Source organism: Phytoactinopolyspora mesophila (assembly GCF_010122465.1).
GTDB lineage: Bacteria > Actinomycetota > Actinomycetes > Jiangellales > Jiangellaceae > Phytoactinopolyspora > Phytoactinopolyspora mesophila.
Genome location: NZ_WLZY01000007.1, coordinates 180125 through 198711 on the forward strand (window position 1 = coordinate 180125; position 18587 = coordinate 198711).

Genomic DNA, 18587 nt, shown 5'->3' on the forward strand with positions numbered 1-18587 from the left:
GCCGCACGGTTCCCCTTAGGTGGTCAGCTGGAGGCGGGGAACGTCTCCGGCAGGCTCGAAGCCGAACGTCTGTGCGTACAAGGACAATTCGGCTTCCAGCGCAGTGACGATTGTCTCTTTCTGCCGGAACCCGTGCTGTTCGCCCTCGAAGGTCAGGTAGGCGTGCGGGATTCCACGCCCAGCCATCGCCGCGACGAAACGCTCGGCCTGCACCGGCGGGCAGATCTCATCCTCGAGCCCTTGCAGGAGAAGAAACGGCACCGCGATCTGATCGAGGTGGTTGCTTGGCGATCGATCACGATACCGCTGAGCCGTCGCGGGCCAGGCGCCGATCAGGCTCTCCAGATACTGCGACTCGAAATCATGGGTCTCCCCCGTCCGCCAACCGGCCAGGTCGAGGATCGGGAACATGATGACCCCGCATCGGAACACATCGGTGAAGGCGAGCGCGGCCGCAGTGGTCCAACCTCCCGCGCTCCCGCCACGGATCGCCAGCCGGGCCGGATCCGCCAGGCCGTCGTCGACGAGTGCCTGCGCCACCGCAGCGCAGTCCTCCACGTCGACCACACCCCAGCTCTCCCGGAGCCGGTTTCGGTAGGCGCGGCCGTGGCCGGTCGAGCCGCCGTAGTTGACTTCCACGACACCGATCCCGCGGCTGGTGAAGTAGGCGACCTCAAGGTCGTACACCATCGGTGCCCGGCTGGTGGGCCCGCCGTGCACGAAGACAACGTACGGCGGCAGCTCACCGTCGGGAGCCGCGACGTACTCATTGCGCGGCGGATACACACTGGCGTGGATCTCGCGGCCGTCCTTGCCCGAGAACGTCCGCGCCGACGGATGCGGCAGCAGCGCCTCGTCGACCGGCGCGAGCGCCTCCGGCTCGTGGCTGAGCGTCTGAAGCCCCACGACGTCGGCGGCGGTCACCTGGTACGGGCGGTCATGGCTGGCCGCGACCCCGTAGACAGTGGCTCCGGACCCGGCGAGCGTCGCCGCCCACTCGGTGTGGTCGCCCGCCACGTCCGTCAGATCCCCCGTGGCGGTGTCGAGCACGCCGAGGCGGGTCGACGACCGGCCGTGTACAACGGCGACCCGGCCGTCGCTCAGGGGCTGGAACCACTGCATGCCCAGTACCCACAACGCTCCGCCGAACTCTTCCTCGCGGCGGCACAGATTGACCGCGTCGCCGACCGGGCGCCCGGCATCGTTCAGCTGGACCCGGTGCAGGTTCCACCAGCCGTCAGGGTCGGAGACGTAAAGCAACGTGTCCGGCAACTCCCACTCGGCCTGAACGACGGCCTCGTCCGGGCCTCCTGCCACGGTACCGGGCGGGCCGACGACGCCGTCGGCGCCGATGGTGGCTACCCGCAGCTCGGTCGAGTCCCAGGGCATGGCGGGATGGCCCCAGCCGATCCAGGAAAGCTGCCGGCCGTCCGGCGAACGACGGGGACACGCGAGAAAGTGGCGGTCCGTGACGAGCACCCGCACGCCTGCCGGGTCGGCCGCTGCCGATCCGTCGAGCGGCACCGCCACTATCGCCCGCGTCACGTCGGTGGGCGCCGGGCCGGTGTGCTCCTCACGAATGCACCAGATCTCACTGGCACCGGGTCCGACGATCGGTTCGACATAGCGGTAACCCGCATGGCGGGCGGGGGCAGGGGTCAGCGGTTGCGGCGCGGCGTCGGCCCCGGGCCGGTACCGGTACAGGCGTTGATCGGAGAACTCGGCGAAGACGACCTCTGGACCTACTCCGCCGGAGGGGACCACGACGTACGGGCGCCCGCCGTACTCATGCACCCGGCTACGTACATTCCACGGAGCCGGCAACACGACGTCTCGGCGCGAATCACCCGCGACAGATCCCCGCACCAATGCAACCCGGCCTCCTTCGGCCGGCACTGGTTCGACCCACCAGAGGTGTGAATCGGCAACGCTCACCCAGCCCGGCTTGCCGTGAATCCCGGTGACCGTCGGAGCGTCGATTGGCGACGGCCACGCACCGTGCGGGACGACTTCAGACATCGGTGTCGGTTTCCCTTCCGCTTGTTTTTTCGTCGGTCGCCGGCGGCTGCCTCGACCGCCGAGATGGGCGCTCAGCCGACGTCGGCCAGGAAACGGTCGAGAACCCTGGCGCCGAACTCGAGTGCCTGCACCGGAACACGCTCGTCCACACCGTGGAACAGGGCACCGTAGTCGAACTCCGGCGGCAGCTTGAGCGGGGCGAATCCGTAACCGGCGATACCCAGCCGGGAGAACTGCTTGGCATCGGTACCGCCACCCATGCAGTAGGGCACCACATAGCCGTCAGGGTCCTCGGCCAGTAAGGAGTCGACCATGGCCGCAAACGTGGGTGAGTCGACGGGGGCCGACAGCGGAACCTCGCGGTGATAGTAGTCCCAGTCCACCCGCGGACCCGTGAGTTCCTCTATCGTCTTCTCGAACTCGTCTTCGGTCCCCGGGAGCACACGTCCGTCCACGTGCCCGGTCGCCACACCGGGAATCACGTTGACCTTGTAGCCGGCCTCCAGCATGGTCGGGTTGGTGCTATTTCGGACCGTCGACTCGACCAGCCGCCGAGCCGGGCCTAGCTGCTCGATGACGGCATCAACGTCGAACCCGGCGTCGTCCGGTTCGACCTTCACCCCAAGGGCGGCCCCGATCTGCACAAGGGCTTCTCGGACAGTAGGGGTCAGCCGCACCGGCCACTGGTACTCATTGATCCGGTTCATCGCGGCGGCCAGCGCCCCGACGGCGTTGTCGCGGTTGACCTTCGATCCGTGCCCGGCCGTACCGCGAGCGGTCAGCTTGAGCCAGGCAGTTCCGCGTTCGGCGGCCCCGATCGGGTACAGCCGGCACCCGTTGGCGTGGAAGGTGTACCCACCCGACTCGCTGATGCCTTCGGTGCAGCCTTCGAAGAACTCCGGGTGCTTATCGGCCAGGAAGCCGGCGCCGTAGGCGCCGGTGTCTTCCTCATCCGCGGTAAAGGCCAGCACGATGTCGCGACGCGGCTGACGGCCGGCCGTGGACCAGGAACGCACCACGCTGAGGGTCATGGCGACCATGTTCTTCATGTCTACCGCTCCGCGGCCCCAGAGGACGCCGTCGCGGACCTCGCCGGAGAACGGGTGGACGCTCCAGTCCGCCGCGTCGGCCGGAACGACGTCCAGATGGCCGTGTACCAACAGACCCGGAAGCTCAGGTTCCGAGCCGGGGATCCGGGCGACGACGTTGGTCCGGCCGGGGGCAGACTCCAGCAGGGTCGCGCTGACGCCCACCTCTTCGAGACGTTGCGCGACGTATTCGGCAGCAGGGCGTTCCACGCAGTCACCGCCGCCGCGGTTGGTGGTGTCGATTCGGATCAGGTCGGAAGCGAGCGCAACGACATCGAGTTCAGCCATAGTCCTGTTCTATCGCGTTGGAAATCAGCGTGGTCACCGCTTTGAAGCAACGGATCATCTCGTAGGCCGACGTCGCCTCGTAGCCCACACGGCGTGGGCCTGTCCGGCCCACGGTCGGGACCATGCAGGCGAAGTCAGCCAGTTGGGTCGCGTCGACCTCGACCTCGACGCGGAACCGGCGTGGCCCGGGTGGATCGTGCCGCCCGGCGAGTGCGGTGGCCGCTTTGGCAGCCGACCGGATGTCGGCGAAAGTACGTGCCAGCGGCCGGCAGCGTGCGGCATAGCGGGATACGTAGTCCTTCACCGCCACGGTCTGGGCTTGCGGCGCATAGGACGCGGCGTCCGCGCACGCTTGGTCGTCGCCCGTCACCAGTACCACGGGTGCACCGTACTCCGCTGTCACCAGCGAGTTGAGGTAGCCCTCACTCGCGGGCCGGTCGTCTACCCAGACACCGGTGATGGAGTTCGCGAGATAGGTGTGGGCCAGGACGCCCTCGGTTCCGGCACCGGCGTGGTACCCGAGGAAAACGACGCCGTCAATGTCACCCTGCTGCACGCCTTCGACCATGGTCAGAGCTTTGTGCCGACCGGTGATCATCTCCGCACGGTGATCAAGTTCTTCGAGTAGCAAGTTGCGCATGGTGGCGTGTGCCTCATTGACCAGGACCTCCCGGGCGCCACCGTCGAAGAGCCCCGCGATCGCCGCGTTCACGTCTGAGGTGAACATCGGCCGGCACCGCTGCCAGGCCGCCGTTCCCGGCTCGACATCAGCCGGCCATGTGACGCCCGTGGCCCCTTCCATGTCCGCTGATACCAAATACTTCACAAATCGCTACCGTACGCGACTCGTCTTGCGGACAGAAGAGGGGTTTGCCGAATCTTTTCCTCCCAGGCAGCCGCTATGGCGTAGCGACCTCCACTTCGAAGCCTTCTTCGTTCTCGAAATAGGCGGCGTAATGGTGCGGCCCACCCGCATAAGGGTGCTGGTCAGCGAACATCAGCCGCCAGCCGTAGGTGGGCGCCTCGGACACGATCCGGTCGACCATCCACCGCTCCGGCACCGCGAGCGCCAGGTGATTCAGCCCAGGTGCCTTGCGGTTGTACGGCGTCCAGGCGATATCCGGCGACTGCTCGATCACGACGTACGGACCGCCACCCGGCGACTGCCACGACCGGCCGTTGTCCCATACCTGGAACAACGTCCAGCCCAGACGCTCGAACAGCCACCCGAACGAGCGGGTGGCCAGCTCGATGTCCCGGGTCCAGATCTCGACGTGGTGCAGTCCCGTGGAGGGCGTCTGAACATCGGACAGCGAGGGGTCGTCCGAAGGAGAGTCATAGCCGTTCACCGCCGGCTGTTGGTGAGTGCGCTGAACCGGCTGAGTGTAGGACGGGTCGAGTGCACGCAGGGCAGGATCGAGTTCGTTGACCGCGGAGTCGGTCAGCGGGTCGGCGTCGGCCGCCGGCTCACCGAAGCCCGTATACGGCGCCGCCGCGGCTGGCGGCGGGTAGACCGGCGGGCTCACCGGGGGCGGGACCCCCGGAGCCATGGGCGGCGCGGCATGCCCAGGAGGCTCGGGCGCACCCCAGCCGGCGTCCGGTGCACGTTGCATCTGCGGCGCGTGCTGGGTGGGCGGCCCGTATTGGTGGGTTTGCGGCGCCTGCTGGGCCTGGCGCATCTTGCGCAGCTCCGCGGCAGCGGCATCCAGCCAATCGTCGACGTCGTCCATCGAGTAGCCCTCGCGCATGCGGACGACCTTGAACTCTTCGGACTCGATCCTCTCGGGTGTGATGCCCTTACCCGCCGGACGGCCGTCGAGCGCATCGATGACCTGGTCCACGAAATCATCGACGGCGTCGAGGTCGTACCCCTCCCGCATCCGTACCGTACGGAACTCAGGTTCGCGACTCACAGCCACTGCATCGTCACACTCCTTATGAAACGAGAACAGCCGGCCACGGCAGGGCGGCATTCAACGGCGAGAGCCCTAGGACTCCCGCCTTGAAAGCCGTGTCCCCCGTGACCGGCTCCTCCAAGCAGAACGTAGTCTAGACGCACCACTCGCGAGTGGTTAGGAATCTTAGACGCCCGAGGTTGCGAGCTGTCCACAGGCCCCATCTATGTCACGTCCACGTGTGTCACGTACCGTAACAGGTAAGCCGAAGCTCTCAAGTGTCCGGACAAATGTCCGCTCCACTTCAGGGTCCGACGCGGTCCACTTCGAGCCAGGCGTGGGGTTGAGCGGAATCGGGTTCACATGAACCCATCCACGGCCGCGTTCGGTCAGCAGCCGGCCCAGCATCTCGGCCCGCCAGGCGTGATCATTGATGTCTCTGATCAGGGCATATTCTATTGACACCCGCCGTCCGGTACGGTCGAAGTAGCGCCGGGCGGCGTCCAGCGCCTCGGCCACTTTCCATCGCGTGTTGACCGGCACCAGTTCGTCGCGCAGCTCGTCGTCGGGCGCGTGTAAGGACAGGGCAAGTGTGACCGAAAGGCCCTCGTCGGCCAGCCGATCGATCGCCGGCACCAGTCCAACGGTTGAGATAGTGACACCACGCTGGCCGATGCCGAGGCCGGCCGGGGCCGGATCGGTCATCCGCCGGGTAGCGGACACAACGGCCTTGTAGTTGGCCATCGGCTCGCCCATACCCATGAACACGACATTGGTGATCCGGCCCGGTCCCCCAGGGATCTCGCCGTCGGCCATCATGCGGGCCCCGGCGACTACCTGTTCGACGATCTCCGCAGTAGACATGTTCCGAGTGAGTCCCTGCTGGCCGGTGGCGCAGAAGGGGCAGTTCATGCCACACCCCGCCTGGCTCGACACACAGATGGTGACTCGCTCGCGAGCACCGCTGTAGCGCATCAGCACACTCTCGACCAGGGAGCCGTCGAACAGCCGCCACAGGGTCTTGCGGGTCGAACCACCGTCGGTCTCCATGTGCCGCACCGGAGTGACCAACGACGGCAGCAGCGACCCGCTGAGCTGATCTCGGGTGCTCGCGGGGATGTCGGTCATCTGTTCCGGATCCGCCGTCAAGCGGCCGAAGTAGTGCCGGGAGAGCTGGTCAGCCCGGAAGGGCTGTTCCCCTTGCTCGGCGACGGCTTGCCGCCGCCCGGCTACGTCGAGGTCGGCCAGATGGCGTGGAGGCTTGCCGCGACGCACCGGCGTCAGCTGGAGTTCTCCTGGTTTGAGGGCAGAGCTGTCAGTAGCCATAACGACGACGATTCTCCCACGAAACTCGGCGGCGGAAGAATTAGCAGCCTGTCGACCAGGTCTTCTTACCCGTCCTCGGCGTAGAACCTGGTCAACTGGACACTAGAAGACGTACGTGAGCACCAGCCAAACCAGTGGCGCGGTCGGCAGCAGCGAGTCAAGGCGATCCATCACGCCTCCATGGCCAGGCAGCAACGAACTCATGTCCTTGACACCGAGATCACGTTTGATCATCGACTCACCGAGATCGCCGACGGTGGCGCCGACGACGCCGACGATTCCCAGCACGACGCCGGCCCACCATGGCGCGTCGAAGGCCAGCACGGCCACGGCGATGCCGGCACCTGTTCCGAGCAGCAGCGAGCCGCTGAAGCCCTCCCACGTCTTCTTGGGGCTGACGGTGCGGGCCATGGGATGCTTGCCGATCAGGATGCCGGTGAAGTATCCGCCGGTGTCCGAAGCCACCACAACCAGCAGCAGAGCCATGACCTGCCAGTGGCCGTCGTCGGCGCGCATCATCAGCATCGCGAAGCCGGCCAGGAACGGCACGTACACCGCCGTGAATACGCCGGCGCTGACGTCACGGACGTAACCCGTGGCGGGGTCGCCGAGGCGCCACACACAGATGGCGACAACGGTCAGCCCGAGCCCGACCACGAGCGGCGACGTGCCCGCGACGAATGTGCCGATCAGCATCAGCGCCGTGCCGATCAGAATAGGCACCAGCGGAATGGCGACGCCACGCGACAGGAAAGCCTGAGACAGCTCCCAGACCGCCAGGATCATGACGACGACCACGAGGCCGGCGAAGGCAGGCGGGTAGAGGAAGAGCGTGCTGATGACCAGGGCGCCCAGCCCCACACCCACGGCTGTCGCGGCACGAAGGTCTCGGCCGGCCCGTGGCGCTTGCCGCTCACTGGGCGTGGACGTGGGTTCCGGCTCCTCGTCAGAACCGCTCGAAGTCCCTGTCATAACCAGGCCTGACACGCGCTAGACCTCAAGCAGCTCGGCTTCTTTGTGTTTCAGCAACTCGTCGACCTGATCGACGTGGTTCTTGGTCAGCGTTTCCAGCTGCTTCTCGGCGCGCCCGGCTTCGTCCTCGCCCACCTCGCCGTCGTGGACGAGCTTCTCGAGCGTCTCCTTCGCGTGCCGGCGGATGTTACGGATGGAAACCCGGATCCCTTCCGCCTTCTCGCGGGCCAGCTTGATGTACTCCTTGCGGCGCTCCTCGGTCAGCTGCGGCAGCACCACACGGATGACCTGGCCGTCGTTGGAGGGGTTGACACCGAGGTCGGAGTCCCGGATGGCTCGTTCGACGGCCGCCATCGAGCTCTTGTCATAGGGATGCACGGTGATCATCCTGGCGTCGGCCACATGGAATGACGCCACCTGGTTGATGGGTGTCGGCGCCCCGTAATAGTCGACGAGGATCTTGTTGAAGAGAGAAGGATGAGCCCGTCCGGTCCGGATCGAGGCGAAGTCCTCCTTGCCGACCGATACCGCCTTTTCCATCTTCTCTTCGGCCTCGAAGAGTGTTTCCTCGATCACCGCTGCTCCTTTGCCCTAGTGTGCACCCACCGACGCTCACGCCGAGAGATCGAAGTGTCTCGTATCAGCACGTCAGCTGTCGAGGACCTGGCCCGTTTCGGCATTGCCAGCAAACACAGTATCCACGTCGGAGGCTACGACCGTACCGATGGGTTCGCCGCGAATGGCGCGGGCGATGCCGTAGTCCTCCCCCAGCCCGAAGACGACGATAGGAAGTTTGTTGTCCGCGCAAAGACTGAAGGCGGCCGGATCGGCCACCGCGAGCCGCCGCCGCATGACTTCCCGGTAGGTGATGCTGAGGTACTTGCGGGCCTTCGGGTCCTCGCGAGGATCGGCCTCATATACCCCGTCGACGCCGTTCTTCGCCATCAGCAACCGGTCGCAGCCGATCTCCAGCGCACGTTGAGCCGCCACCGTGTCGGTAGTGAAGTACGGCATCCCGGCGCCCGCCCCGAAAATGACCACCCGCCCCTTCTCGAGGTGCCGGGCAGCTCGGCGCGGGATGTACGGCTCGGCCACCTGCCCCATGGTGATGGCCGTCTGGACCCGGGTATCAACCCCGCGTTGCTCGAGGAAGTCCTGCAGGGCCAGGCAATTCATCACGGTTCCGAGCATGCCCATGTAGTCGCCACGAGCCCGGTCCATGCCGTTGTTCTGGAGTTCGGCGCCGCGGAAGAAGTTCCCGCCCCCAACCACGATGGCGACCTGAACACCTTCATCGACCACGCTCGCGATCTGAGCGGCGATCTGTTTGACGACGTCGGGATCAACGCCGACCTTGCCGCCGCCGAACACCTCACCCGAGAGCTTCAGCAGTACTCTCCTGCCGTGCGCCCGGCCGTCGCCCGTCGTCAAAGCTGACATCTCGTCAGCTGTCTGCTCCACCATGGCGCCAGCCTCCTCATGCTCCCGGCGTACCTCACCACGCCCCATGATCATCGATGATCGCCAGCGGCGGGCTGCCGCAACGATCAACGATGATCATGAGTACCACGTCCGTCTCCGATTCTCAGGCGCCGACGTCGAACCGGGCGAACCGTTTGACGGTCACTCCGGCCTCGTCGAGCATGGCACCGACCGTCTTCTTGGAGTCCTTGACCGACGCCTGGTCGACCAGGACGTTCTCCTTGAAGAAGCCGTTGACCCGGCCCTCCACGATCTTCGGCAGCGCCTGCTCGGGCTTACCTTCCTCGACGGCCGTGGCCTCGGCGATGCGCCGTTCGTTGGCCACGACGTCGGCCGGCACGTCGTCCCGCGACACGTACTGCGGACGCATCGCCGCCACCTGCATGGCAGCGTCCCGGGCTGCGTCCGCGTTGTCTCCGGAGTACTCGACGATCACACCCACCTGGGGCGGAAGGTCGGCCGAGCGGCGGTGCAGGTACGTGGCGACCGCGCCGTCGAAGACCGCGACCTGGCGGATCTCCAGCTTCTCACCGATGACGGCCGAGGCCGCCGCTACAGCGTCGCCCACGGTACGGCCGTCGGACAGCGTCACCGCGGACAGCGCGGCGACGTCGGCCGGCTTGCTCGCCGCGGCCGCGGAGACGATCTCGGCTGCCAGCTCCTGGAAATCAGCGTTCTTCGCCACGAAGTCGGTCTCGCACGCGAGCTCGATCATCGCCGCGCCCTCCGCGGCGATCAGACCGTTGGCCGTGGTGCGCTCGGCGCTGCGCTTCGCGGCCTTGGCCGCACCTTTGATCCGCAGCACCTCGACCGCTTGGTCGAAGTCGCCGTCGCTCTCCTCGAGGGCCTTCTTGGCATCCATCATTCCCGCGCCGGTGGCGTCGCGCAGTTTCTTGACATCCGCCGCTGTGAAGTTCGGCATCTCTTACGCTTCTCTCTCCGTTATCGTGGCTCGTCGGGGATTTGTTGCCGGGCCGGACCAACGGTCTGCCGTGCTACCAGCGGCTGCTCGCCGAGTGGTCGACGGCCCTTCGTCTCGTCAATCACGTACGACGGCAGCGGCGTTCCTCGAAGCCGGGAACGCCGCTGCCGTTGAACAGGCTCAGGCCTGAGAACTCGCGGTCTGGGCGAGGTCGGCCTCTGCCTCGGTCGTCGGCTCTTGCGCAGCCGGTGCCGACTCGTCGGCCGCAGCAGCTGTGGCAGCCTGCTCTTCGGTCGCGGGGGCGGCCTCCTTGTTCGCGCCACCCTCGGCGCCCACGAGCAGTTCTTTCTCCCACTCGGCCAACGGCTCGTCAGCGGCGACCTCGGCAGCAGCCTCGTCCCCGGGGCGCTGCCCATGGCGCGCGATCAGACCGTCGGCAACGCCGTCGGCGACAACCCGGGTCAGCAGGTTGACCGCACGGATCGCGTCGTCGTTACCCGGGATCGGGAAGTCGACCTCGTCCGGATCACAGTTGGTGTCCAGAATGGCGACCACCGGGATGCCGAGCTTGCGGGCCTCGTCGACAGCGAGGTGCTCCTTCTTGGTGTCGACGATCCATACCGCGCTGGGAACCTTCCCCATGGTGCGTACACCACCGAGCGTCCGGTCCAGCTTGTCCCGCTCACGCTTACGCATGAGCAGCTCTTTCTTCGTCAGCCCCGACGCGGCGACGTCGTCGAAGTCGAGCTCTTCGAGCTCCTTCAACCGCTGAAGCCGCTTGTTGACCGTCTGGAAGTTGGTCAGCATGCCACCGAGCCAGCGCTCGGTGACGTAGGGCATGTTCACCCGGGTCGCCTGCTCACGGACGGCTTCCTGCGCCTGCTTCTTGGTGCCGACGAACAGGATGGTGCCGCCGTGGGCGACCGTCTCCTTGATGAACTCGTATGCGCGGTCGATGTAGGACAACGACTGCTGCAGGTCGATGATGTAGATGCCATTGCGCTCAGTGAAGATGAACCGCTTCATCTTCGGGTTCCAGCGCCGAGTCTGGTGCCCGAAGTGTACGCCGCTCTCCAGGAGCTGCTTCATGGTGACGACGGCCATAGCCGCGCCTACCTCCCTCTCGCGCCTACACTCCGGGAGGCGCGTCGTTGTGGTTGTCTCGCGGACAGCCCGGTTACTGCCGCGCCTGGTGCCCGAAAGTCCTACCGCCAACCCTGGCAGCGCCAGGGACCACGACAGCGGACCGATACAACGGACACGCGAATTTTTGGCCCAGTCAAACTGAACCAACCGCCAGTGTACGGCACACCCGGCCGCCTCACCACCCGCCCACCACACGCGCTGCACCCCACCTTTCCGGTGATCGTCAGTGGGTTGTGGTCGCTCGTGGGTGATCGTCAGTGGGATGTGGTGGCGGTTCAGCGACCACAACCCACTGACGATCACCGGAGAAGGGTCAGCCCGTCACGCCGTGGAGGTGGCAGGCGGCTAGATGCTGGGCTGGGAGATGCTGGCCATCGTCGGCGGCCCCCTCCGCGCTCACCCCGGGCTCCTCCGCGCTCACCCCGGGCTCCTCCGCGCTCGCACCGCTGACCCCTGGCTCCTCCGCGCTCGCACCGCTCACCCCGGGCTCCTCCGCGCTCGCACCGCTCACCCCGGGCTCCTCCGCGCTCGCACCGCTCACCCCGGGCTCCTCCGCGCTCGCACCGCTCACCCCGGGCTCCTCCGCGCTCGCACCATTCACACCGGTCGCACCGGTCGCACCGGTCGCGCCGACGGACTGCAGCACAGGGTCGTGGTGCGGGCACGGCTCGAACACCTTCGGGCACCGGGTCCGGAACCTGCAGCCCGACGGCGGATCGGCCGGGCTCGGCACGTCACCGTGAAGCACTATGCGCCGGCGCTCCCTTTCGCGTTCCGGCACCGGTACGGGCACCGCTGACACCAGCGCCTCGGTGTATGGGTGCTCCGGTGTGCTCACCAGCGACGTCGCGGGGCCCACTTCGACGACGCGCCCGAGGTACATCACCGCGATCCGGTCCGCGATCTGCCGGACCGCCGCGAGGTCGTGGGAGACGAACAGATAGGTCAAGCCGAACTCACGCTGCAGACGGACGAGCAGGTTGACCACCTGCGCTTGCACCGAGACATCCAGAGAGGCGATCGGCTCGTCGCAGACGATGAACTCGGGCTCACCCGCCAGTGCGCGGGCGATACCGACCCGTTGCCGTTGCCCGCCGGAGAACTCGTGCGGATAACGCCCACGCAGGTCCGGGTCCAACCCCACGACCTCCATCAGCTCCCCGACCCTGGCCGCCTGGGCAGCACGCCCGCGGCGCAACCGGTGAATCAGCAGTGGTTCACCGATCGAGTCGCCTACGGTCCGTCGGGGATCCAGCGACGCGAAAGGGTCCTGGAAGATCATCGCCATCCGCCGCCGGAGCGATCTGAGCTGCGAGGCCGGCAGCGCCGTGACGTCGACGCCGTCGAACTCGATCCGCCCGGCTGTCGGTTCCACCAGTCGTAAGAGCGCGTTGCCAAGCGTGGATTTCCCGCATCCGGATTCCCCGACGAGGCCGAGTGTCTCGCCGCGGCGAACCTGCAGGTCCACGCCGTCCACGGCTCGCACGTGGCCGGTGACACCGCGGAAGGGCGCCGTCGAACGGATCGGGAAATGAACCTCCACCCCCGCAGCCGTGACCAGAATGTCGTCGCTCACGTCAGGGCCCTTCCGGCGAGTAGAACGTCGCCGCTCGATGCCGGCGACCACCGGCGACCTGCGTCAGCGGCGGCACCTCATGGCTGCACCGGTCGTCGGCGCGGATCGGGCATCGGGGAAAGAACGCACACCCGGGCGGCAGCGCGACGGGATCGGGTGGCAGCCCTGGCATGGTCAGCAGCGGATCCCGGTCACGAGCTGCGCGGGGATCGTCCACGACCGGCATGGAGCCGAGCAACCCCCGCGTGTACGGATGAACCGGGCGGTCGAACAGCTCGTCCGCGCTTCCTTCTTCCACCGTGCGGCCCGCGTACATCACCAGGACGTGATGGGCAATACCCGCAACCACACCAAGATCGTGCGTAATCCACACCACGCCGGTGCGGTGTTCGGCCTGAAGTCGCTGGATCAGCTCGAGGATCTGCGCCTGAACAGTGACGTCCAGCGCCGTCGTCGCCTCGTCGGCGATCAACACCCGCGGCTCACCGGCCAGCGCTATGGCGATCATCACCCGCTGCCGCATCCCGCCGGACAGCTGGTGAGGATACGCGTCCAGCCGAGACCTCGGGTCCGGTATGCCCACCTCTGCCAGCAGTTCCTCCGCCCGTTTGCGAGCGACGTCCTTCGCGGTGGATCGGTGCGCGCGGATCGCCTCGACGATTTGCCGCCCGACCGTCAGCACCGGGTTGAGCGACGTCATCGGATCTTGGAAGACCATGCCGATACCCGCACCCCGGATCGCCCGCAAGTACTCTTCCGGCCGCCCGATGAGCTCTTCGCCGCCGAAGATGGCACTTCCCTGGACCCGCGCGACGCCCGTGGGCAACAGTCCGAGCAACGCCAGCGTGCTGACGCTCTTACCCGAGCCCGACTCGCCCACGATCGCCAATGTCCGCCCCGCCTCGACGTCGTACGTCACGCCGTTGACGACGCGCGCCAAGCCACGCCGCGTGCGAAACGCCACATGCAGATCGCGCACCGACAGCACCGCCTCGCTCGTCATCTGCCCCCTCCCTTTCCGGTCAGCACGGAACGCTGGCGTGGGTCCAGCACGTCGCGCAATGCGTCACCGAAGACGTTGAACGCGAGCACGACGAGGAAGATCGCCAAGCCGGGGAACAGCGCTATCCACCACGCCTGTTCGATGAATCCACGCCCTTCGGCGAGCATGAGGCCCCAGGACGGATTCGGTGGCTGCGTGCCCAGGCCCACAAAACTCAGTGCGGCCTCGGACAGAATCGCGAAGGCCAGGCTGATCGTCGTCTGGACGATGATGGGCGGCGCGGCGTTGGGCAGCACATGGCGGAAGATGATCCGCAGGTCGCCGGCGCCGCTGGCTCTCGACGCGCGGATGAACACCTCTTCGCGGACGCTCAAGACGCTGGCGCGGGTGACTCTGGCGAAAATCGGCGTGTAGACGATACCGATGGCGATCATCGCGTTCGTCTCACCCCGGCCCAGGATGGCCAGCACCGCGATCGCCATCAACAACGCCGGGAAGGCGAACAGCATGTCCATGAATCGCATCAGCGCGTCGTCGACCCACCGGCCGAAATACCCGGCGAACAGGCCGATCAGCACACCGGCCACCAGCGAGATACCGACCGCCACCGCCCCCACGCGCAGCGACACCTCCGCCCCCATCAGCACCCGCGAGAACACGTCCCGCCCGAACTGATCGGTGCCGAACCAATGTGCACCCGACGGCGACTCGAGCTGATCTCCGACGAATTGCTCGTTGTACCCGTACGGCGCGAGCCACTCTCCGAATATCCCGATGAACACCAAAACCAGCAGGACCACACCGGCCACGACAGCCATCGGGTTGCGCAGGAGGAGCGTGATGGTCTCCGCCCACCGCGGGCGATGTTTCTCAGGCCTGGCGACGTGGTCGCCGCTGGTGACGTCGTCGCTGGTCATGACGCCGCCTTCTGATAGCTGATCCGCGGATCCAGTTTCGCGTACACCAGATCGACGACGAGATTCACCACGAGGAAGATCACCGCGAACAGCAGTACCGCTCCCTGTAGCAGCGAGTAGTCCCGGCCTTCGACTGCCTGCAGCGCCATCTGCCCGAGCCCTGGCCACGCGAAGACGATCTCGACGATCACGACGCCGGAGAGCAAGTAGGCCAGTTGCACGCCGCCGACGGTCACCAACGGCACCAGCGCGTTGCGCAGCACGTGCCAGGTGAGGACATCACGTGCACGCATGCCCTTGGCCCGGGCGGCGCGGACATGATCCTGCCCCAGCGCCTCCAGCACCGACGAGCGGACGAACCGGGTCAGGATCGAGCCGCTGGCCACCCCGGCTGTGATGGCCGGCATGATCAGGTGCCGGGCCCATTGGAGCGGATCGTCGGTCAGCCCGACGTACCCGCCGGAAGGCAACCATCCCAGGGTGCCGGCGAAGATCAGGATGAACATGATCCCCATCCAGAAGTCCGGGATGCTCAAGCCGGCTTGACTGCCGACGGTCGCAAACCAGTCCACCGGCGAGCGCGGCTTCAACGCCGAGATAGTGCCCAGTGGTATCGCGATCAACAACGCGACCATGATCGCCGCTATCGCGAGCGACACGGTGGCCGGAACACGTTCCATGATCAGCTCGGACACCGGCCGTCCGCTGCGAAAGCTCACCCCGAGATCGCCGGTCACGGCCGATCCGATCCAGTTGAAGTACTGGATCAGGAGGGGGTCGTCCAGGCCCGCGCGCTCGCGCATGGCGAGGTACGTCGCTTCCGTCCCGCGAGTGCCCAGCGCTTGCCGGATCGGGTCGCCGGGCACGAGATGAATGATCGCGAAGACGAGAATACTGACGCCGATCAGCACGATCACCGACTGGAGCAGCCGGCGCAGCACGTACCCGCTCACGGACCACCGCCGTGAGCCGGCGCCGTAGCCACACGACCATGATCATTGTCCGGTTGTGGGCGCACTGGCACCCACAACCGGACAATGATCAAGCCACCAAGGCCTATCTGCGAAGCTGTCACTCCGGCAGCGTCACGTTCTCGAAGTTGATCGCCCGGTCCGGGCGGATCTCGTAACCCCCGACACCTTCGGCCCACGCTTGAACCACGTCGGGGTTGTACAGGTAGATGTAGCTGGCGTCGCCGACGATCATCTCGGCGGCTTGGTCGTACAGCGCCTTTCGCGCATCTTGATCGAGTTCGGCGGCGGCTTGGTCGAGCAGGCTGTCGACCTCGTCGTTCGAGTATCCCTGCGCGTTGAATCCGCCGTCGCTGTGGTGCTGAGCGTGGTAGAAGTCGAACGGGTCGAGATTGCCGAGCCAGGACCACATGAACGCGTCGAACTCACCCTCGGCCTGGCGGTCCAGCCACGTGCTGTCCGGCTCCTGTTCGATGGTGACATCGATGCCGATCTCGGACAGGTTGGCCTCCATCGCCTGAGCGGCCTGCACACCCTCGGTGTCCTGAACCACCATGATCGCCAGCGACTGGCCCTCGTCGACGCCGGCAGCGTCCAGCAGCGAGCGGGCCTCGTCCGGGTCGTGCTCGAACGGCGCGTAGTCGTGGAACCAGAAACTGTCCGCCGGGATGGCTGTCTGGTTCACCGTGGCCGCGCCGAACTGAGCGACGTCCACGACCTGGTCGCGGTTGATGCCCGTCGCCACCGCCTGCCGCGCCTCGACCTGGTCCCACGGCTCCACTTCCTGGTTCAACGCCACGTACCAGTAGTCGACGCTCGGCGAGATGCCGACCTCGATACCGGCTTCTCCCTGCAGCGTGTCGATGTCCTGCGGCGGGATGTTGTCGGTCCAGTGGATCTCGCCGTTTCGCAGCGACGTCAAAGCCGTGGTGGCCTCACCGACGTAGCGGAACTCGACCGCTTCGACGGTGGGCGTGCCGCCCCAGTAGTCGTCGAACGCGGTGATCGTCATACCGCCGGCACCGGGCGAGCCGAGCTCGAACGGCCCGGTCCCGACCGCTTCGGTGGACAGATCGTGCTCGTCCGCCGCGCCCTCGGGGATGATCGCCATGCCTTTGAAGCCGCCGACGTTGGCGAGCAGGTTAGGGGCCGGCTCGCTCAGTTCCATGACGACGGTGTGCGGGTCGGGCGCGGAGATCTCATCCACCGACGCGAAGCGGAAGGCGTTCGCCATCTCGTCATCGATGATCCGGTTGAACGAGTAGACCACATCGTCCGAGCTGAACTCGCTGCCATCATGGAACGTGACATCGTCACGGAGGGTGAACGTCCAGGTCAGGCCGTCTTCGCTCGTGTCCCACTCGGAGGCGAGACTCGGCTGGAACTCGCCCTCGGCGTCGGGCACGACGAGGGTGTCGTACACGTTCTCGAGCACCTGGAAGCTCGCGTATGCCGAGGTTGCATGCGGGTCGAACTGGTCCGGCTCGCCGGAGATGGCGGCTATCAGGGTGCCGCCGGCCGGTGCGCCGTCGGCGTCCTCGCCGTTGTCGGCTGGTGTGTCGTCGATCGGCACGCCCTCGTCGTCGCCACCACACGACGCCAGCACCAGCGCAGTGCCGAAAGCCAGCGCGCCCATCGTCCGGAGTCCTCTTCGTCTCGTTCGCGCCATTGCTCTCGTCTCCCTCTGGCCAAGCCTTCGTATCGAATCCACGACTCGGTCGCGACCACCGGCGGGCGTTCGCCGCGGATCTCGTCGCCTCACGTTAGTCACACATCTATACCCACGTTCGAGCCTTTCGAGTTACCCCCGGCGCACGTCCACTTAATAGCCACCTTCGACCACCTTCGTTATCGTTTCGTGACATCGGTGTGACCGAAATGCTCGGCGTGTCCGTTGAACGTTGTCCAAAGGACGGCGGCCGGTCGGCCGGAAGTTGTCCACATTCGCCGAAGTCCGTCCTGACGTCGGTGGGTCCGGGCGGCAAGGCTCGGACCCATGAACCCGATCATCGCGTTGTTCAAGATCATGGCTATCGTCTCCATGCTGGCCGTTGCCGAGCCGGCCGATGCGACCGGCCGCTGGGTTTACCCGGTCGGACCGCCCCATGGCCCGGCCGATGTGGCTCGCGGCTTCGATCCGCCTGAGCAGCCATGGGGCGCCGGCCATCGCGGGGTCGACCTGCGGGCGCCCGAGGGCTCCGAGGTCAGGGCGGGCGGCTCCGGCCGGATCACCTACGCGGGCATGCTGGCAGGGCGCGGTGTCGTGGTGATCGACCATGGCACGCTGCGAACCACATACGAGCCGGTTGACGCCAGCGTGCGGGTCGGTGCCCGGATCACAGCCGGCGAGCCCATCGGCAGCTTGTCCGCCCGCGGCAGCCATTGCGCTCCGGCGTCGTGTCTTCATTGGGGCGCGATCCGGGGCAATACCTACGTCGATCCGCTCGATCTGATCAGCGTCCGGGGCACCCGCCTGCTACCCCTCGGCCAACGCGCCATAACGGAGAAGCCACCTCCACCTCCGGATCCGCCGCCGGTCAGCGGCGAGCTCGGCTGGCCGGTACGTAATCCGTACGTCACCTCGCCGTATGGCCTGCGGACCCACCCGATCACCGGTGAGCGCAAGCTGCACGACGGAACCGACTTCCGCGCCCGGTGCGGTACCCCGATCCTGGCCTCGGCCTCCGGCCGGGTGACCGGCGCCGGGCCGCGAGGTGCTTACGGGTTGCAGGTGAGCCTCGATCACGGACGGATCGGAGACATCACCATGGCGACGTCGTACAGCCACCTGTCCCGCTTCGCGGTGAGACAGGGCCAAAGCGTGCGGTCCGGCGAGGTGATCGGCTGGTCCGGCAACACCGGGTTGTCTACCGGGTGCCATCTACATTTCATGGTCTACGCCGGCGGTTCGCTGAGTGATCCGATGACGTGGCTGCCAGCCCGCACGCAAGAGAGGTGACCACCCGGGGCCCGCTCCGATTC

General features: G+C 66.7%; 15 protein-coding genes and 1 pseudogene. 1 reads left to right on the top strand and 15 read right to left on the bottom strand.

All coding sequences use genetic code 11. The features are described from left to right. Positions 1-15: 15 nt before the first annotated feature. The 15 genes and pseudogenes from F7O44_RS19805 to F7O44_RS19875 form a co-directional block, all read right to left on the bottom strand. On the bottom strand, positions 16-2019 hold the full coding sequence (locus tag F7O44_RS19805; protein ID WP_162452013.1) for a S9 family peptidase: 2004 nt from the start codon (positions 2017-2019) through the stop codon (positions 16-18). A gap of 71 nt (positions 2020-2090) precedes the next feature. After that, positions 2091-3395: a M20/M25/M40 family metallo-hydrolase gene (locus F7O44_RS19810; RefSeq protein ID WP_162452014.1), complete on the bottom strand. Its 1305-nt coding sequence runs from the start codon at positions 3393-3395 to the stop codon at positions 2091-2093. Further along, the gene (locus tag F7O44_RS19815) at positions 3388-4221 is read right to left on the bottom strand and encodes a M55 family metallopeptidase (protein WP_162452015.1); all 834 of its coding nucleotides are present in this window, start codon (positions 4219-4221) and stop codon (positions 3388-3390) included. The genes F7O44_RS19810 and F7O44_RS19815 overlap by 8 nt, the downstream gene beginning before the upstream one ends. A gap of 73 nt (positions 4222-4294) precedes the next feature. Then, positions 4295-5308, bottom strand: coding sequence for a DivIVA domain-containing protein (locus F7O44_RS19820; RefSeq protein WP_162452016.1), 1014 nt, complete (start codon positions 5306-5308; stop codon positions 4295-4297). Between the two features lie 168 nt (positions 5309-5476). Beyond that, positions 5477-6616 carry a dual-specificity RNA methyltransferase RlmN gene (gene rlmN / locus F7O44_RS19825; RefSeq protein ID WP_162452017.1) on the bottom strand — a complete coding sequence of 380 codons (1140 nt, stop codon included), beginning with the start codon at positions 6614-6616 and terminating at the stop codon, positions 5477-5479. A 102-nt stretch (positions 6617-6718) separates the two neighbouring features. After that, entirely contained in the window at positions 6719-7588 is an 870-nt protein-coding gene (locus F7O44_RS19830) for a phosphatidate cytidylyltransferase (RefSeq protein WP_162452018.1), read from the bottom strand. A gap of 18 nt (positions 7589-7606) precedes the next feature. Then, positions 7607-8164 carry a ribosome recycling factor gene (gene frr, locus F7O44_RS19835; RefSeq protein ID WP_162452019.1) on the bottom strand — a complete coding sequence of 186 codons (558 nt, stop codon included), beginning with the start codon at positions 8162-8164 and terminating at the stop codon, positions 7607-7609. Between the two features lie 72 nt (positions 8165-8236). Beyond that, a complete protein-coding gene (pyrH, locus tag F7O44_RS19840) occupies positions 8237-9028 on the bottom strand; it encodes a UMP kinase (RefSeq protein WP_162452221.1) in 792 nt (263 codons plus the stop codon). A 145-nt stretch (positions 9029-9173) separates the two neighbouring features. Continuing rightward, a complete protein-coding gene (tsf, locus tag F7O44_RS19845) occupies positions 9174-9992 on the bottom strand; it encodes a translation elongation factor Ts (protein ID WP_162452020.1) in 819 nt (272 codons plus the stop codon). A 180-nt stretch (positions 9993-10172) separates the two neighbouring features. Beyond that, positions 10173-11096, bottom strand: coding sequence for a 30S ribosomal protein S2 (rpsB, locus tag F7O44_RS19850; protein WP_162452021.1), 924 nt, complete (start codon positions 11094-11096; stop codon positions 10173-10175). 670 nt (positions 11097-11766) lie between these two features. Beyond that, positions 11767-12714: pseudogene (locus F7O44_RS19855) on the bottom strand (ABC transporter ATP-binding protein); the annotation flags it as partial. Position 12715: 1 nt separating this feature from the next. Beyond that, entirely contained in the window at positions 12716-13717 is a 1002-nt protein-coding gene (locus F7O44_RS19860) for an ABC transporter ATP-binding protein (protein ID WP_162452023.1), read from the bottom strand. Continuing rightward, the gene (locus F7O44_RS19865) at positions 13714-14634 is read right to left on the bottom strand and encodes an ABC transporter permease (protein ID WP_162452024.1); all 921 of its coding nucleotides are present in this window, start codon (positions 14632-14634) and stop codon (positions 13714-13716) included. The genes F7O44_RS19860 and F7O44_RS19865 overlap by 4 nt, the downstream gene beginning before the upstream one ends. Next, positions 14631-15587: an ABC transporter permease subunit gene (locus tag F7O44_RS19870; RefSeq protein WP_162452025.1), complete on the bottom strand. Its 957-nt coding sequence runs from the start codon at positions 15585-15587 to the stop codon at positions 14631-14633. Before F7O44_RS19870 ends, F7O44_RS19865 begins: the two co-directional genes overlap by 4 nt. A gap of 118 nt (positions 15588-15705) precedes the next feature. Continuing rightward, positions 15706-17274: an ABC transporter substrate-binding protein gene (locus F7O44_RS19875; RefSeq protein WP_425501402.1), complete on the bottom strand. Its 1569-nt coding sequence runs from the start codon at positions 17272-17274 to the stop codon at positions 15706-15708. A gap of 327 nt (positions 17275-17601) precedes the next feature. Between F7O44_RS19875 and F7O44_RS19880 the strand changes: the two genes are divergently transcribed. Beyond that, positions 17602-18564, top strand: a complete 963-nt coding sequence (locus F7O44_RS19880) for a peptidoglycan DD-metalloendopeptidase family protein (RefSeq protein WP_162452027.1) — start codon at positions 17602-17604, stop codon at positions 18562-18564. The last annotated feature ends 23 nt before the right edge of the window (positions 18565-18587 follow it).

What these genes read in the sequence shown, in the direction of transcription:
- F7O44_RS19805 (WP_162452013.1), bottom strand. Translation starts at nt 2,019, where the DNA reads ATGTCTGAAGTCGTCCCGCACGGTGCGTGGCCGTCGCCAATCGACGCT.
- F7O44_RS19810 (WP_162452014.1), bottom strand. Translation starts at nt 3,395, where the DNA reads ATGGCTGAACTCGATGTCGTTGCGCTCGCTTCCGACCTGATCCGAATC.
- rlmN (WP_162452017.1), bottom strand. Translation starts at nt 6,616, where the DNA reads ATGGCTACTGACAGCTCTGCCCTCAAACCAGGAGAACTCCAGCTGACG.
- F7O44_RS19830 (WP_162452018.1), bottom strand. Translation starts at nt 7,588, where the DNA reads ATGACAGGGACTTCGAGCGGTTCTGACGAGGAGCCGGAACCCACGTCC.
- pyrH (WP_162452221.1), bottom strand. Translation starts at nt 9,028, where the DNA reads ATGTCAGCTTTGACGACGGGCGACGGCCGGGCGCACGGCAGGAGAGTA.
- tsf (WP_162452020.1), bottom strand. Translation starts at nt 9,992, where the DNA reads ATGCCGAACTTCACAGCGGCGGATGTCAAGAAACTGCGCGACGCCACC.
- rpsB (WP_162452021.1), bottom strand. Translation starts at nt 11,096, where the DNA reads ATGGCCGTCGTCACCATGAAGCAGCTCCTGGAGAGCGGCGTACACTTC.
- F7O44_RS19860 (WP_162452023.1), bottom strand. Translation starts at nt 13,717, where the DNA reads ATGACGAGCGAGGCGGTGCTGTCGGTGCGCGATCTGCATGTGGCGTTT.
- F7O44_RS19865 (WP_162452024.1), bottom strand. Translation starts at nt 14,634, where the DNA reads ATGACCAGCGACGACGTCACCAGCGGCGACCACGTCGCCAGGCCTGAG.
- F7O44_RS19875 (WP_425501402.1), bottom strand. Translation starts at nt 17,274, where the DNA reads ATGGCGCGAACGAGACGAAGAGGACTCCGGACGATGGGCGCGCTGGCT.
- F7O44_RS19880 (WP_162452027.1), top strand. Translation starts at nt 17,602, where the DNA reads ATGAACCCGATCATCGCGTTGTTCAAGATCATGGCTATCGTCTCCATG.